This is a genomic window from Novosphingobium sp. SG707 (assembly GCF_012275515.1).
Classification (GTDB): domain Bacteria; phylum Pseudomonadota; class Alphaproteobacteria; order Sphingomonadales; family Sphingomonadaceae; genus Novosphingobium.
Map to the genome: position 1 here is coordinate 82,967 of NZ_JAAZQL010000010.1, position 16,167 is coordinate 99,133.

The following is a 16,167-nucleotide window of genomic DNA, read 5'->3' on the forward strand; positions in this document are numbered from 1 at the left end:
AGGCGCATTGGCAGGGTTTGACAACAAAGCGATTAACGGACGCGCACCTCCAGTGCGGCCAGATCGGTATGGCCCAACAGGCCGATGGGCAGGCTGACCTCGCGCTCGGCGCTCTCGCCCGTGGCAATGGCAAGACTGCGGGCATAGGGCGCAGACCATGCGCGCAAGGTGGCGACAGGCAGGCGCAGGCGCCAGTTCCGCCCGCCTTCGACCGCCACGCGATGCCCGTTGATCGCCACGGCTTCCTCGCGCTGTTGGCGATATCCGTTGACCATCAGGCAGGTCTGATCCCCGCATGTCACCAGATGCGTGGTGGCGGCAGGCGCGGCCATGGCCCCCGACCCCAAACCGGCGGCCAGCACCATCACACCAAGGCGAAACGCAAGATCCATCGTGCCATAATGCGCCCCATCGCCTGCCCCAAACATGCGCGATATGGCGTAGGCCGATCAGTCCACCGCGATCCCCAAGCTTTCAAAATAGGCGCGCACCGGGGCCAGCGCCTCTTCATGCCGCCGCCAGCGCGCCACCGAGTCGCGATACATGGGCCTGCGCACCTGCGCCGCGCTGGGTGTGGCAACCGGGGCGGCATTGTCCTGAAAAGACAGGCATCGCGCATCCCATTCCAGCCCGCAATGGGCCAGCAGGGCGCGGGTCTGCCCCTCCTGATCGCTCACCAGATCCTCATAGGCCAGTTCCATCACGCGCCCCGGCAGCACATGACGCCAGAAAGCCATCAGCCGATCAAAGCCCGCATAATAGGCGGCGATGTCCAGCAGGTCATAGCTGTAGTCATAGTAACGCGAGGAAATGGCGAACAAATTGCGGAAATTGGCCAGCACCGTATCCATCGGATGGCGCCGCAGACAGACGATGCGCGCCTTGGGCAAGGCCCGCGCGATGAAACCCGCGTAATGGAAATTGCCGGGAAATTTGTCGATGAAACGAGGCGCATCGCCGCGCAGATGATGCCCCGCCCGCCGCAGATAATCGCGCCCCAGCGCCGCCATATCCCCCCGCGCCGCCGCCAGCGCCGTTTCCGGGTCCAGCACATTGCGCCCGCCCGTGCCCGCCATGGCCTTCACCGCCAGCGGCATCGCCTGCAATTCGCCCGCGCTTTCCAGATCGGGATGCGAGGACAGGATGCGGTCGACCAGAGTCGTGCCCGTGCGCGGCATGCCGATGATGAAAACGGGCGCATCGGGCGGCGCGTCTCTCGGCTCGGCCATGGCGGGCCATCCGTCCTGCATGGCCTGAAAATTGGCGGTGTCATGCGCGGGGTCGTAGGGCAGATCGCGCCTGTGCGCGGCATTGACCGCGCAAAGCGTCGCAAAGCCGCGCGCCTCCTCGCCGATATCCTCTAGTTCCTTGGCCAGCGCATAGCCGGTCAGCAGCCGGTCACGCCCCGGTTTCGCCCCGGCATAGGCGGTTTCCAATCGCGGGATATGGTTGCGCCCCACGCTTTGCTTGCGCAGCGAGGCCAGCAGGTGATGCGCGCGGGCATCATCGGGAGCCAGCGCGATCAAAGCCTCCAGCGCCGCCTCCGCTTCATCCACCCGGCCCAGGAAATTGAGCGTCACGGCCTGATTATAGCGATATTCGCGATTGTCAGGCTCGCGCGCAACGGCGGCCAGAAAATGGGGCAAGGCCGCCTCATGCCGCCCCAGCCGCGCATAGACGCAGCCCAGCGTATCGAGGCTGAGGGCATCCTGTGGCAGGTTCTGTTCGGCCTCGCGCAGAACCTGTGCGGCCTCGCCATCGCGGCGCAACAGGCTGAGCATACGGGCGAGCTGGGCGCGATATTCGCCGCCCCGTGATGCCTCTGGGGGTTCGCCCATCACGGCCTGCTGGAAATAGGCCAGCGCCTCAACCGCCCGCCCTGTCGAGGCCGCCGCCACGCCCAGCACGAACTGACCCTCGGCGGGCGAGCGCACCATCAACCCCGCCGCCAGCCGCTGCGCCATTGCCCAGTCGCCCCGCCGCAAAGCCTGTCGCGCCGCCGCGCCCTGATCCATTCGCCCGTTCCTTGCCGCGATCCCTGTGACGGCAAGCCTAGGCCCGGGCCGCGAGAAACTCCAGCGCGCGCGTGCGCGATTCTTTATCATGGCTTATACGCCCGATGACGTATGACGCCTGTCCAGAATTTCAGGCACTTTACCCTCCTGCAGGCTGGACTCGGGTAGAGACAAGATGAACGGCGTTCTCGTAGGCAAGCGGATCATTGGGGCCGAAGCGCCCGTCACCATCGGCTGGGAAAACATTCCCCGCGTCGAGGGCGGTCCGATCAAACAATTCATCTTCACCTGGTTTCAGCCGACCATGCTCTTTGCGATGCTGGCCTTCTGGTTCTATGCGCCCAATTCCATCGCCAAGGCCTCGACCGCGATCTATATAGGCATTGGTTTCAAGGTGTTGCTGCTGGCGCTTGAATGGGTCAATCCGCGTTTCGCCAGTTGGCGTCTGACGTGGAAAGAGCTGGCCACCGACCTGTTCTATGTCGGCCTCGGCTATACGCTGATCCGCATCATGAACAGTTTCATCGGCAGCGGCGTGATGATCAAGGCGATCCAGCACGCGATGCATTGGGACAAGGCCACCTGGTTCACCGGCCTGCCGCTGCTGGTACAGGCCTTCCTGATCTCGTTCATCTTCGATTTCGGGCAATATTGGATGCACCGGGGGATGCACAATTGGTATCCGCTCTGGCTGCCCCATTCGGTGCATCATTACATCACCCAGCTCAATATCAACAAAGGCGCGGTCGGCAATCCGGTGGAACTGTTCCTGATCGGGCTGGGCGTGGGCGGCTTTTTCGATTTCCTGCCGCGCGCGGCGCTGATGGCGGGGGCCTTTGGACTGGCTATCGGCACGTATCAGCACATCAATGTCCGCTTCAATTCGCCCCGCTGGTGGCGCTTCCTGTTCAACACGACCGAGCATCACAGCCTGCACCATTCGCAGGATTTCGAGGCCACGCGCAGCAATTACGCCGGTTCCTATATTTTCATCGACCGCATGTTCGGCACCTGCGTCGATGGCGAGGCCGAATTGCTGGGGCTGGAAGGCGGGCGCCGCATGTCGATCCGCGAACAGATGACCTATCCCTTCACAGAGGGTTGGAAGACGATGAAGGAAAAATACGGCCGCAGCGCCCCGGCGCCCATGACGGAGCCTGCCGAATGAGTGGAACTGTCGCTGCGCACCATCATGATTACGCCGGATCGGCGCAGGAAAAGCCCTCCATGCTGCGTTACATCGACTGGATCTGGCATATTCGCGGCGAAGTCGCCCTGCCCGCGGAGCAATCGGGCGAGGAGGCCTTTGACCTTCTGGCCCCGCTTTTCCGCCAGACCGGCACCAGCTATGACCGCTATCAGGACACGCTGACCTTCCGCAAAAAGGACGCGGCGGCGCAGGACAAGATGTCAGTGTTCGACAGCGGCGTGCTGAGGGTGGAAAATTCGGTGCTGCGCTATGATCTGATCAGCCGCGCTTTGCTCTACTGCTTCCTCGCGCCGCTGCTGTTTCTCGGCTTTGCGCAGGCGATCATCACCATCAACGACTTTCAGAAACCCGCCGCTCACGGCCCCGCCCACACCGCCGGCCCGCCTGCAAAGGCCAAGCCCAAGCCCAAGCCCGCCGCAAAAGAGGCCGTCTCGCCGATGAACCCCATCGACAAGGCGCTGGGCGCGCCTGCCCCGGACAAGCCCGACGGCGATGACGGCGACGAGGAAGGCCCCAAGAGCAAGAAGCCCTCGCCCACCCCGGCCTATGTCTTTGCCGGAATCTTCGTGGCGCTCTATCTGATCGGGCGGGTGCTGGAGGATCGACTGGTCCGATCCCTGTTCCGCAAGGCTGTGGCGGGGACTTAGACCGGCGACGCCGCAAAGGCCCCGCTTGCCGTTCGGGCGCGATAGGATATCCTGCGCTCCAGATGGGTTAAAGGCGGGGGAGCGCAATCATGGCGGCAATCAGCGATCAATGGATCGGCGCGCTCTATGGCGCGATCGAGGAACCGGGGCGCTGGGTCGCGCTGATGGATCTGTTGCGCCGCGATTTTCAGGTTGAATGCGTGGCCGCGCAATTGCTGGTCGCCGCGCGGGGCGGCCGGGCCTTGCCGGTCTGGGGCACGCGCGACAGCCATTCCGAGCGCCATGGCCGCCTGCATGATTCCTGGGCCAACACCCCCGCCAACCCGCGCTTCAGCCGTCCCATCGGGCCCATGCCCGAAATGGAGATCCTGAGCGACGCGCGCAGCCTTGCCTATTCCTCGCAGGACCGCCGCCAATTGTCCGACGGGCTGGCGCGCTGCGGACTGGGGCCGGCCTTCTGGATGAGCCACAGGCTGGACAAGGACCATCGCTTCACACTGATCTTTCACCGCAATGCCGATGACCGGCGCGATATGGATCCCCGCGAAGAGGCCATGCTGACGCGGATGGCGCCCCATATGCAGCAGGCCGCAAGGCTGTGGATGCGGATGAGCGCGGCCGAGGCCAAGGCCGAATGGCTGGCGCAGGCCCATGATGCGACCGGCACGGCGATGCTGGCCTGCGACCGCGATCTGCGCCTGCATTGGTGCAATGCGCCCGCGCGGACAATGCTGGCGCAAGGGGACAGGCTGCGTCTGCGCCATGGGCATCTGGCTGCGGTGGATCGCGCAGATCACGAAGGCCTGACCGCGCTGATCGAGGGGCGCGCGGATCGCGGCGTCATGGCGATGGGCGGCATAGACCAACCCGCGCTGCACCTGCGCGCCAGTCCCTTTGCGCCCATGCCGGGGCGCTCCGGCCCGCCGCGCGATCTGCTGCTGCTGACCATCGCCCGCCCCGAAGACGCGGTGCATTATGCACCCGAAGATCTCGCGATGCTCTTTGGCATCACCCTCACCGAGGCTGCGCTGGCCTCCTGCCTTGCCGCCGGGGGCAGCGTCAGCGAATTTGCCGCCGCGCGCGGCATTGCCGAAGGCACCGCGCGGCTGCATCTCAAACGCGTGCTGGCCAAGACGGGCGCGGGGCGCCAATCCGAACTGGTGCGCCGCATCGGCGGATCCGTGGCGGGCGCAAGGGGGCGCTTTATGATATAGGATATACCAAACGGGGGATGCACCGGTCGGGCGAATGCCCCATCCAGCAGCATCACTTTTGCAAAGGTCGACCCATGGTTTCTCCGATCCGCCTGTCTCTTGCGCTCATGCTGGCCATGGCCGCGCCATCGCTTTGGGCGCAAACCGCCCCGCCCCATGTGTTGCCCGATGGATCGGTGCCGCCTGCGTTGGCCGCCGCGCGGATGCATATGCTCGAAGCGCCCGAGAATATGCTGACCTTCCATAATATGGATCAGCTGTTCCAGACCCGCGTGGTGACGCGTTCCGGGCCGGTCGCCCCGCTCGCCCGCACCGATACCGCCCTGCCGCCCGCCACCATTCGCGGCAAGGTGATGAGCGAGGATGCGTGGGAGGATCTGACCTATACTTCGGCCCTGCTGGTGATGCGCGACGGCAAGGTGCTGCATGAAAGCTATCGCAACAACACCGATGCGGACACGCATTTCATCTCCTTTTCCATGGCCAAGACCTTCACCTCGATGCTGGTGGGCATTGCGGTGGGCCAAGGCGCGATCCGCTCGATCGACGATCCGGCGGTCGCCTATGTCCCTGAACTGAAAGGCTCGGGCTATGACGGCGTGACGATCCGGCAATTGCTCCAGATGCGCTCGGGCGTGGATTATGAGGAGCGCTATGATTTCGGCGCGACGCCCAGTGTCGCTGCGCAGATCTTTCTGAACGCTATCGTCGCCAACAAGGAACGCTTTGCCGACATGGCCCCGCGCCTGAAGCGCAAATTCGCGCCCGGCAGCCGTTTCAACTATTCCACGCTCGACACTTCGGTGCTGGGCTGGGTGCTGGAGCGCGCGACCAAGCGGCCGCTGGCCGATTTCATGGCGCAATATCTGTGGCAACCGATGGGAGCGCAGGCGCATGGCTTCTGGATTGCCGATGGCGGACCGGGCGTGGGGCGCGAACTCAACGGCATGGGTTATAATGCCACTTTGCGCGATTTTGCCCGCTTTGGCGCGATGATGCTGGACAAGGGGCGGTTCAACGGGCGCCAGATCGTGCCCGCCGCATGGGTCGAACAGGCCACCACCATGACCAACAATGCCGATCCCGCCGCGCCGCCTCCGCCGCCCTCAGTGACCAATCCGATGGCGCGGGCGGGCTATGGTTTTCAGATCTGGCGGCTGGATGACACCGGGGCCTATACCGCGCTGGGGCTGCAGGGGCAGTTCATCTATGTTCACCCGGCCACGCGCACGGTCATTGTGAAGCTCAGCTTCTTTCCCGAAATGGGGTCGGCCAAGGGGAATGACGCGCTGGAGGATACGCTGGCCTATTTCCGCACTTTGACGCAGTGGAACGGCCAATAAAGAGCGATGCCGCAACCGCGCGATGGCGGTTGCGGCATTCCCTTTTCATCAGAACTTGGTGCGGATCCCCAGCGTGATCGTGCGGCCCAGCGTCGAGCCATTGGCATAGCCGCTGCCCGAGGTGCGATAGGGCGGGTTCTGGTCAAACAGATTGTCGACGTTGAGCGTCAGCATCGCCGATTGCTTCAGCCCGATCTTGTTCAGGTCCAGCCCCCAATACATGTTCACCGTGTCGAAGGACTTGACCATGGTCTGCGTGGCGTCGAACATGATCGGATAGCCGCCGCTATGCGTCAACTGGACCCGGCCCGTGACCGGTCCGACGGTGGCGCCCGCCGCTGCGGTAAAGTTGAAACGACCCACGCCATTGTCCAGCAATTCGGTATAGACGCCATTGCTCGACGGACTGGACCGGCGATGCAGCGTATAGGTGCCGCCAAAGCTGAGCGAGATCGAGCCGAAGCTGGTCGGGCGCTGATACTGGGCGTTGAAGTCGATGCCGTCCTGCTTCAACCGACCACGGTTATAGCGGCGCAGGTCGAGGATCGCATAGGGCGTGCCGTAATTGGCATAAAGGAAGCCCAGCGAGGGGAAGTTGTCCGGCTTGACCCCGCCCGAAAAGCTGGTGACCTGAGCTTGGGTGGGATTGGTGATGAAGAAGGGCGCGTTGAGCGGATCATTATACCAGGCCGCGCTGCCGAAACCGCCCGAGTTCACGCTGATGATGTCGGAGAAGTCGATGTTGTAATAGGTCCCGCTCAGGGTCAGGCCCGGCAGCACCGGCGGCTTGATATCCGCGCCCAGCGACCATGTGCGCGCCTTTTCCGGCTTCAGGTTAGGGTTGCCGCCCGAAATCCAGATGATCGGCCGCCCGCCCGCATAACCGATGGCCGTGGTGAACGAAATGCGCGAGTCCACCGAACCCACCGTATCGGCAAGGCTGGGCGCGTGGAACGAGGTCCCGTAATTGCCGCGCACCGTGACCCAGCCGACCGGCTTGTAGTTGAAGCCGATCTTGGGGTTGGTCGTGCCGCCCACATCGTCATAGCTGTCATAACGCACCGAGCCCGTCAGATCGAGCGCGGCAATGCCCGGCACCGCGTTGGCGCTGCCCACGATGGGAACGAAGACTTCGCCAAAGACCGAGGCAACCTGACGCGCGGCAGCCGAAGCATTGCGGAAAGGCGCCGCCGAAGAACCAAAGCGGATATTGGCCGCGATCTTTTCGTAATGAAATTCCCCGCCCACGGCCAAGCGCACATCGCCGCCCGGCAGATTGAACAGGCTGCCATCGGCCACAAGGCGCGTTTCGGCCAGATCCTGTTTAGCCACCGAATTGTTGCTGTAATCGCGGATCGAGGCCAGCACGCCGGCATCGGTCGCGCTCAGATTATAGGGGTTAAGCGCGGTGGCCGTAGTCGTCCCGGCCAGAGCGGCGACGATATTGCCCGCATTGGCGGCGTTCTGGATCGTGTTGTTATAGCTGTGGCCGTAATTGGCCATTCCGCGCAAATGCCAGCCATGGCCAAGATCGGCCTCGAACGTGGGGGTGATGCCCCATGAATCAAAGCGCGAAGGGCTGGCCACGCCCTTGCCGAAAACGGGTTCGAAATTGAAGAAGACCGTCTGGCTGGTTTCCGTGCCAATCTGGCGGAAATAGGGATTGGCGTTGGTGATCGTGCCGCTGCCCGAGAGGGTGGCTTCCATGTTTACCGTATCACGGCGCGAATAATAGGCGGTGATATTGGCCTTCAAGTGGTCGGTCAGTTGCTGGTCCAGCACGGCATAGACCGAGTGGCGCGTTTCGCGCGGATAGATGTCGGCGTAATCGGTGGTGCTGCACTTGTTGGGGGCGCCCGCCGTCGTGCCGGGCATCGGGTAATAGGTGCTGCCGATGCGGACATTGCCCGGCGTACAGGCCATGCTGCGATTGTCCGCGCCGCCAAAGCCGTTGAAATTCTGGGTGACGTAGCTGCGCTCGTAACCCTGAATATTGTTGTGCCAGGCATAGGCATAGGACAGCATCAGCGATCCGCTGCCCCAGTCCTTGCCCGCCGTTACATTAGCGTCGGCCGTGTTATAGCCATCGGCAAAGCCGTAGCGTGCGGTCGCCTCAACCCCGTTCATACGCTTGCGCGTGATAAAGTTGATGACGCCACCGATCGCATCGGAACCATAGATCGACGAGCCGCCGTCGGGGATAACTTCCACGCGCTCAATGAGGCCGGGGGGGATGATCTGGGGATCGACATAGGTCTGCAGGATGCCCTGACCCACCACGCGGTGGCCGTTGATGAGCGTCAGCGTCGTCGTGCCGCCCGAGGCGCCAAGGCCGCGCAGGTTGGTCTGCACGATAGGCTGGCCGAAACCGGCCGTGCCGGTGGGGATGGCGTTGAAATTGCTGATCTGGGGAATATTGGCCAGCAGGTCGTTCGAGGTCTTGGCCCCGATCGCCACCACATCGGCCTGACCCACGCTGAGCACATTGGTGCCCACCGGCGCGATGCCGCGCAGCAGTGTGCCGGTCACGATGATTTCGGCGTTCTTGGTGGTTGCGCTATCGGCCTGCTTATCCGCCGCTTGCGCACCCGTTTGTGCCAGAGCCGCCTCCGAACCGGCCAGAATCAGGGTCAGCGCGCTAACCGAGCCCATTATTTTACGCTTGGCTTCGATTTTTTTCATCAGAAATCCCCTCTATTTTCAACCCATCCGCTCTGTTTTTATGCTCAATGGCGGCGGAACATTATGTGCGCTCTATCGGACGCATGCGCAGTCCCTAACAGACGGCCCTGCGTTTGACAATTGACGACTTTCGATAATTTTCGTATTTACGGCGTAAAGCGAAAGAATGATAATTTTGAACAGCGGAGAGCATGTATGAAAGTCAATTCCGGGATGACGCGGCGCGCCTTGCTTGGATCGGTGACCGCCACCGGCGCTTTGGTGGCCACGCGCGCCTATGCGGGCAATGTGGGCGCGGCCACCGACATCGTGCAGACCAGCAACGGCCCCGTGCGCGGGCGTTTCGAATGGGGCGGGGTTCAGGCGTTCAAGGGCATGCGCTATGCCGCGCCGCCGGTCGGAGCGCTGCGCTTTCGCCCGCCCCAGCCGGTGCAGAAATGGACGCAAGTGGCCGATGCCACGCAATTCGGCGCCGCCGCGATCCAGAGCGATGGGCAAAATGACATGCCTTTTGACGAACAACACAGCGAGGACTGCCTGTTCCTCAATGTCTGGACCCCCGCGCTGACCGGCAGGAAACCGGTGATGGTCTGGCTGCATGGCGGCGGATTTTCGAGCGGGGCGGCGGGGCGGCCGACCTATTGGGGCGACCATTTCGCGCGCGACGGCATCGTGCTGGTCTCGCTCAACCATCGCCTCAACGTCTTTGGCTATACGCAGCTTCCTGAAAGCTGGGGGCCGGATTACGCCTCCTCGGGGTTGGCCGGGATGCTCGATATTGTCGCGGCGCTGCAATGGGTGCGCGCCAATATCGCGCTGTTTGGCGGCGATCCGGATAATGTCACGATCTTCGGCGAAAGCGGCGGCGGAATGAAAGTCTCGCTTTTGCTGGGCATGCCATCAGCCAAGGACCTGTATCACAAGGCGATTATCCAGAGCGGCGCCGGATTGGACGCAACGCCCCGCAAATATGCGCAAGGCTTGGGTGGGGCGCTGACCGATGCGCTGGGGGTCAAGGCGGGCGATGTGGCCGGGCTGGCGGCGGTCGACACGCAGAAGATCTTTCAATCGCAGCAGGCCGCGATCGATGCCGTGGCCAAGAGCGATGCGGGCGGCTTTCTGATGGGCGGCTTCAACCCCAGCGTCGATGGCAAGGAATTGCCGCGCGGCCCCTTTGCACCCGAAGCGGCGGCGATGGCGGCCAATATCCCTTTGATTATCGGCACAAACAAGGATGAGGGCACGATGTTCGCGCTGGGCGACAAGACGCTGGCCACCGCAACCGATGCCGATTTCGAGGCGGCCGTGCGCAAGGCCTATCCCAAGAATGCCGCCGGGCTTGCTTCGGCGCTGCGCGCGGCCCATCCGGGATATTCGCCGGGCGATCTGATCGTCGCGCTCAATGGCGCGCGGATGTTCTGGATCAACTCGGTCACGCTGGCCGAGCGCAAATCGCGGCAGGGCGCGCCGGTCTGGATGTATCGGATGGACCGCGAATTGCCGACGCTGGGCGGGCGGTTAAAGGCGGGCCATGCGACTGAATTGTCCTATGTTTTCGGCACCTATGACAATATCCGCGATTTCGTCGGCAATGGTCCGGAACCGGTGCGCATGTCGGCGCAGATGCATCCGGCATGGGTCGCCTTTGCCAAGACCGGCAATCCGCAGACCGCTGCGATTCCCGCATGGCCGCCTTATGATCTGGCGCGGCGCCAGACGATGATCTTCAATCTGGAAAGCCGGGTCGAAAGCGATCCCCACGGCGACATTCGCAAATTCATGTCGGCGTAAAGTCTCCTCTCCTGGCAAGGCGCCCCCATGATGAGATGCCAGGCCCTGATCGGCCTGGCATCTTCTTTTGCGGCTTATTTGGCGATGGAAATCAAAATCTTGTCATAATGAGAGAGCGGCTCGGGTCGGACATCGCTGGCCTCGACGATGATCTGGAACGTGTCGCCCGGCTTCGCATCGGCCGGAACGGTCAGGCTGGCGCGCCCGTCCGCCTCGGCGGTCACGGCCAGATCGCCTTTATAGGTTCCCGCCTCTTTCCAGTTCCACCATTTGAAGGCGATTTTGTTGCCATCGGGATCGCTGGATTTTGTCGAGAATTTCAGCACTTGGCCTGGTTTCGCCACAATCTGATGCGCTCCCACCACGGTGACGCTGGGATTATGATTGGCCCCGGCATAGGTCGGCGTAACCGCCCATTTGAAGCGTGCGGCCCAATCGCGCTGGGCCGCAGCAAGGAAGGGATGGGTCGGCGCCCGCTTGCGCTCTGCGCGTTGCGCGCTGGCCATCATCGCGGCAAAATCGGCCGAACCAAAGCCGCCATGGGTGGGATCGGCCTTCGCATAACCACCCCAACCGCCGAAACTGTTGCCGCGATAGCCGCGCAAACCGTTATTCACCAGATTGAGGAAAGTATCAGTATCCCCCTCGCCCAGAAATTCGCCCTTGCCGCGCAGCGGGGTCCAGACAATATAGCCTTCCTTGCGCAGCTCGTCGGCCGTCTTGCCGGAGAAGCCAAAGAAATCAAAAATATCACCCTTCACCATCTGCTTCCCATCGCCCCAGACGCGCTCGCGCGCGCCCAGCGGGCCACGGCTGGTGATGTTCTTTTCCATCCATTCGGCGGTGAAATAGGCCGCGTCATCCAGGCTGACCGACGTCTGCGCATTATAGCCCAGCATCAGCCCACCGCCCAGTTGGCGGTAGCGCAAATCGGACCAATTGGGCTTGATATATTTGACATAAGTGTCGTCCTGATCGCCCGAAAAATGCAGGATCGCCTTGCGGACCACCTTGGCGCGGATTGCCGCCCATTGTTTGGTGCCCTTATACTGATCCTCGATCGATTTGAGCGCGCGCGCAATCGTGCTGCCCCCGCCCCAAGCGTGCAAATAGATCGGCGCTTCTTCATCATCGAGCAGCAATTTCTTGATGAGATCGGAGCCGGGCGTATCCTTGTCCATCTCGCCATCGAATTGAACATTGCCCCAGCGGATCTTTGACTTTAGCAATTCCGGCGCCGGATAGTCCTTGTTGTGAACCTTCAGATTGGAATAGGCCTTGGCATAGGCGGCCACCGCATCGTCGATAAACCTCTCATCGGGCGACCAGCGCCACGAGGTGCAGGGGCAGGGATTATTGGGAATGCGCGTATATTCGCGCCCCGGCACCGACAGTTTCGTGCCCTTGCCATCGCCGGTCCAGTGGAACTGGCTGCTGGCATAGACCAGCCCTTCGGTGCGATAATCAGTGCTGTAGAGCAAATAGCGGATCAGCGAATTGTTGTCGTCCAACTCGGGATCGGCGGTGATGACCACGCGCGGTTTTTGCCCCTCGGGCGTTTCCAGATAGAGCGGGGGCGCCTTTTTGCCCGCTGCCTGTGCCATATGGGGCGTCAGGATTACCGTCGCACCCATCAGCCACACGCTCGTGAATCGGGCGATGGTCGCCGCCCTGCCTTTACCGATGCTCACACTCCGCCTCTCTTTCGTTTTTTTCGTTTTTCGGATGCAAGCAGCTTACTTCAAGGCACAGAAAAGTCAATTTTTCTGAATAATTGGCGCATACTTTGGGTTTGTGCTTCATTCATCGATCTGTGATATCGAAATTTATTGAAATGAAACATAGTGAGCTAACCTAACTCCGTCCAAACAGGCTGCAAAGCAGAAGCCAGGTCAAAAATTTCTGAAATGAAAGGAAGGGCAATTTGCAAATAACCGGACACTCATGACGGAGAATCCCTCATGACATCTCTATGGCAGGAGATTTGGACCCGCCCTGACCGTCAGAGACAGGCCCGCGCCACTGCCTTGCGCCAGCCCTCGCGCAACGCAACCCGCGCATCCCCGGCCATGGTGGGGGCAAAATGGTGCTCCCTGGCGATCAGCGTGTCGGACAAGGGCAGCCCCGCACCCGCCGCTGCCATCATGGCCGCGCCCAGCGCGCTCAGGTCGGTTTGCGAGGGCCGCTCGACCGCGCGCGCCGACAGGTCGGCCAGCATCTGCAACAGATGATCGTTGCGCGCAGCCGTGCCATCGACGCAGATCGCCTGCAAATCCTCGCCCAGATCGGCCTCGATGGCGACCACCAGATCGCAGATCTGATGCGCGATGCCCTCCAGCACGGCATAGGCGACATGGGCCGGGCGCGAGCCGAGCGAGAGGCCGCAGATGATCCCGCGCGCGTCCTCCTGCCAATGCGGCGCGCCTAATCCGGCCAGCGCGGGGACGACATAGACCCCATCGCTATCCCGAACCGTCGCGGCCAGATCGGCCAGCTCCTGCGCCCCGCCAAGGCCCAGCAATTGCGCACCAAAAGCCGCCGAATGGCCTGAAACGGTGATATTGCCTTCGAGCGCATAGACCGTCTCGCCGCCGCGCCGCCATGCAATCGTGCCCGACAGGCCATGGGCCGAACGCGCCCGCGCGCCGGTGGGGCACATCAGCGAGGAACCCGTGCCCAGCGTCACCTTGACCCGCCCGCGCGCGGCGATCGCATGGCCGAACAGAGCGGCATGGGAATCGCCCATCATCGCATGGATCGCCACGCCCTCGGGCAAGCCGCCAAACCCGCCCGCCGTATGGCCAAACAGCGCATCGGACGCCATCACGCGGGGAAGGATCGCACGCGGCACGCCAAACAGGCCCAGCAACTCCTCATCCCAATCGCCATCGTCCAGATTGAGCAATTGCGTGCGCGAGGCATTGCTGGCGTCGGTCGCATGGACGGCCCCGCCGGTCATATGCCACAAGAGCCAGCTATCGACCGTCCCGCCGCGCAGATCTGCGCCGCCATCGACATGGTCGATCAGCCATCGCCATTTGCCGGCCGAAAACAGCGGGTCGAGGCCAAGGCCGCTCAGTTGCTCAACTCTTTCGCCATGCCCCGCATCACGCAGGGCGGCGCAGAAGGGCGCGGTGCGGCGGCATTGCCACAGGATGCAGGGGCCAAGCGCCGCTCCCGTCTGCGCATCCCAGATCAGAGCGGATTCGCGCTGGTTCGAAATGCCGATGGCGCGGATATCGGCATCGGGCGCCCTCGCGATGGCATGACGAATGGCCGCATCGGCGCTGGCCAGAATGGCCTCGCCCGATTGCTCGGCCCAGCCCGGTTGCGGGTGGGAAACGGCATTGGCCACCGACCCGCTCGACAGGATTTCCCCGTCGAGCGCGATCAGCATGGCCTTGGTGTTGGTCGTCCCGGAATCGAGAGCGAGGATCGCCGGTCGCGTCACGAGCCGCTTACCGCCCCAGCAAGCCGCGCAGGCTGGCCGCGATATTGGTGGCGGTCAGGCCGGAATGCTCCATCAGGAATTCGGCAGACCCTGTCGGCTGGAAACCCGCAAAACCAAGGATTTTCATCCGGCAGGGCGCGTTCTGCGACACAATCTCGGCCACCGCGCTGCCCAGACCGCCGCGTACACTATGCTCCTCGACGGTGACAATCGCGCCGGTCTGCGCGGCGGCCAGAATGGCGTCCTCGTCAATCGGCGACATCGAACACATATTGACCACCCGCGCGGAAATGCCTTCGACGGCCAAAGTTTCGGCCGCCTCCAGCGCGCGGCACACCATTGTGCCATTGGCCAGAATGGCGCCGTCCCCGCCCTCGCGCAAGATGTCGGCCTTGCCGATGGTGAAGCTGGCGTCCGCGGCACGCGGCAGAGCGGGCACACCCATGCGGCTGATGCGGATGAACACCGGGCCGTCCATTTCGGCGGCGGCGCGGATGCATTGCTCGGTTTCCCAAGGGTCGGCGGGGACGAGGACGGTAATGTCGCCCATCGTGCGCAGCCATGCCACATCCTCGATCGAGTGATGCGTGGGGCCGAGTTCGCCATAGGCAACGCCGCTCGAAATGCCGCAAAGTTTCACATTGGCTTGCGAATAGGCCACATCCGCCTTCACCTGTTCAAGCGAACGCCCGGTCAGGAAGCACGAAGCCCCGCTGACAAAGGCCACTTTGCCGCCATTGGCCAGCCCTGCGCCCACGCCGACCATATTCTGTTCGGCGATGCCGACATTGATCAGACGCTCGGGGAATTTGTCACGAAAACCGCCCAGCTTGCTCGACCCCACGCTGTCATTGACCACGGCGACGATGCGTTCATCCGCCGCGCCCAGCGCTTCGAGCGTTTTGACATAGGCATCGCGGCAATCGAACAGCCCGGATTTCTGGGTTGCGGGGCTGCTCATGCGTCCAGTTCCTTCATCGCCTGTTCGTATTGTTCGGCATTGGGCACGCCATGGTGCCAACTCGCCTTGTTTTCCATGAATGAAATGCCTTTGCCCTTCACCGTATTGGCGATGATGCAGAGCGGCCTGTCATGCGGCGTCGATCCGTCGAGCAGCGGCAAAAGCGCCTCGATATCATGCCCGTCCACCTCGACCACATCCCAGCCAAAGGCGCGGAATTTGTCGTCCAGCGGGTCGAGGCCCACCGTGTCCTCAGTCCCGGCGCCTTGTTGCAGACGGTTGCGGTCAACGATCAGCGTCAGGCTCGCCAATTTGCGGTGGCCTGCGGTCATCGCGGCTTCCCAATTGCTGCCTTCCTGCAATTCGCCATCGCCGGTGATGATGAAGGTGCGATAATCCGCCTTGTCGATCTGCGCCGCAATGGCGATGCCCACCGCCACCGGCATCCCATGGCCCAACGGGCCGGTGTTGGTTTCAACACCCGGAATCTTGTTGCGATTGGGATGCCCGTTCAGCCGCGAGAGGGGCTGCATATAGGTGGTCAGCTCTTCCTGCGGAAAGAAGCCCGCCAGCGCCAGCGTGCTGTAAAGCGCGCCCGTGGCATGGCCCTTGGAGAGGATGAAACGGTCGCGTGCCTGCCAGCGCGGATCAGCCGGATCATAGCGCATCGCATCGAAATAAAGCGCAGCCAGCACATCCGTGGCCGAAAGGTCGCCGCCGGGGTGCCCCTGACGCGCCTCAAACACTATGCGAAGCGCGCGTTTGCGTATCCAGCGGGCCTGTTCACGGACAAAAGCGGCACGTTCGGCAAGAGTTTGGCCGCGACGGGGGCGAGATTCGGGCATTCGCAAAA

Annotated in this window: 12 protein-coding genes; 5 read left to right on the top strand and 7 right to left on the bottom strand. The window is 62.8% G+C overall.

Going from position 1 to position 16,167, the window contains the following annotated elements:
• Positions 1–32: 32 nt before the first annotated feature.
• Complete coding sequence (locus FHW92_RS21700) at positions 33–428, bottom strand: hypothetical protein (protein ID WP_246870348.1); 396 nt, start codon at positions 426–428, stop codon at positions 33–35.
• Positions 429–449: 21 nt separating this feature from the next.
• A complete protein-coding gene (locus tag FHW92_RS21705) occupies positions 450–2,015 on the bottom strand; it encodes a sulfotransferase (protein ID WP_168605379.1) in 1,566 nt (521 codons plus the stop codon).
• Positions 2,016–2,190: 175 nt separating this feature from the next.
• Between FHW92_RS21705 and FHW92_RS21710 the strand changes: the two genes are divergently transcribed.
• From FHW92_RS21710 to FHW92_RS21725, 4 genes are all read left to right on the top strand, one after another.
• The gene (locus FHW92_RS21710) at positions 2,191–3,183 is read left to right on the top strand and encodes a sterol desaturase family protein (protein WP_168605380.1); all 993 of its coding nucleotides are present in this window, start codon (positions 2,191–2,193) and stop codon (positions 3,181–3,183) included.
• Positions 3,180–3,872, top strand: a complete 693-nt coding sequence (locus FHW92_RS21715; RefSeq protein ID WP_349237732.1) for a hypothetical protein — start codon at positions 3,180–3,182, stop codon at positions 3,870–3,872. The genes FHW92_RS21710 and FHW92_RS21715 overlap by 4 nt, the downstream gene beginning before the upstream one ends.
• Before the next feature lie 89 nt (positions 3,873–3,961).
• The gene (locus tag FHW92_RS21720; RefSeq protein ID WP_168605381.1) at positions 3,962–5,086 is read left to right on the top strand and encodes a LuxR family transcriptional regulator; all 1,125 of its coding nucleotides are present in this window, start codon (positions 3,962–3,964) and stop codon (positions 5,084–5,086) included.
• Between the two features lie 74 nt (positions 5,087–5,160).
• Positions 5,161–6,429, top strand: a complete 1,269-nt coding sequence (locus FHW92_RS21725) for a serine hydrolase (protein ID WP_168605382.1) — start codon at positions 5,161–5,163, stop codon at positions 6,427–6,429.
• Between the two features lie 48 nt (positions 6,430–6,477).
• On the opposite strand, the gene FHW92_RS21730 is transcribed toward FHW92_RS21725, so the two are convergent.
• On the bottom strand, positions 6,478–9,111 hold the full coding sequence (locus FHW92_RS21730; protein WP_168605383.1) for a TonB-dependent receptor: 2,634 nt from the start codon (positions 9,109–9,111) through the stop codon (positions 6,478–6,480).
• Positions 9,112–9,306: 195 nt separating this feature from the next.
• Between FHW92_RS21730 and FHW92_RS21735 the strand changes: the two genes are divergently transcribed.
• Complete coding sequence (locus tag FHW92_RS21735; RefSeq protein WP_168605384.1) at positions 9,307–10,902, top strand: carboxylesterase/lipase family protein; 1,596 nt, start codon at positions 9,307–9,309, stop codon at positions 10,900–10,902.
• Between the two features lie 74 nt (positions 10,903–10,976).
• Here FHW92_RS21735 and FHW92_RS21740 read toward each other — a convergent pair whose 3' ends face one another.
• From FHW92_RS21740 to FHW92_RS21755, 4 genes are all read right to left on the bottom strand, one after another.
• Complete coding sequence (locus tag FHW92_RS21740) at positions 10,977–12,593, bottom strand: DUF1593 domain-containing protein (RefSeq protein WP_210428641.1); 1,617 nt, start codon at positions 12,591–12,593, stop codon at positions 10,977–10,979.
• Positions 12,594–12,904: 311 nt separating this feature from the next.
• Entirely contained in the window at positions 12,905–14,353 is a 1,449-nt protein-coding gene (locus FHW92_RS26280; protein WP_168605385.1) for an FGGY family carbohydrate kinase, read from the bottom strand.
• 7 nt (positions 14,354–14,360) lie between these two features.
• Entirely contained in the window at positions 14,361–15,314 is a 954-nt protein-coding gene (locus tag FHW92_RS21750; protein WP_168605386.1) for a transketolase C-terminal domain-containing protein, read from the bottom strand.
• Positions 15,311–16,159: a transketolase gene (locus tag FHW92_RS21755; protein ID WP_168605387.1), complete on the bottom strand. Its 849-nt coding sequence runs from the start codon at positions 16,157–16,159 to the stop codon at positions 15,311–15,313. Before FHW92_RS21755 ends, FHW92_RS21750 begins: the two co-directional genes overlap by 4 nt.
• Between the last annotated feature and the right edge of the window lie 8 nt (positions 16,160–16,167).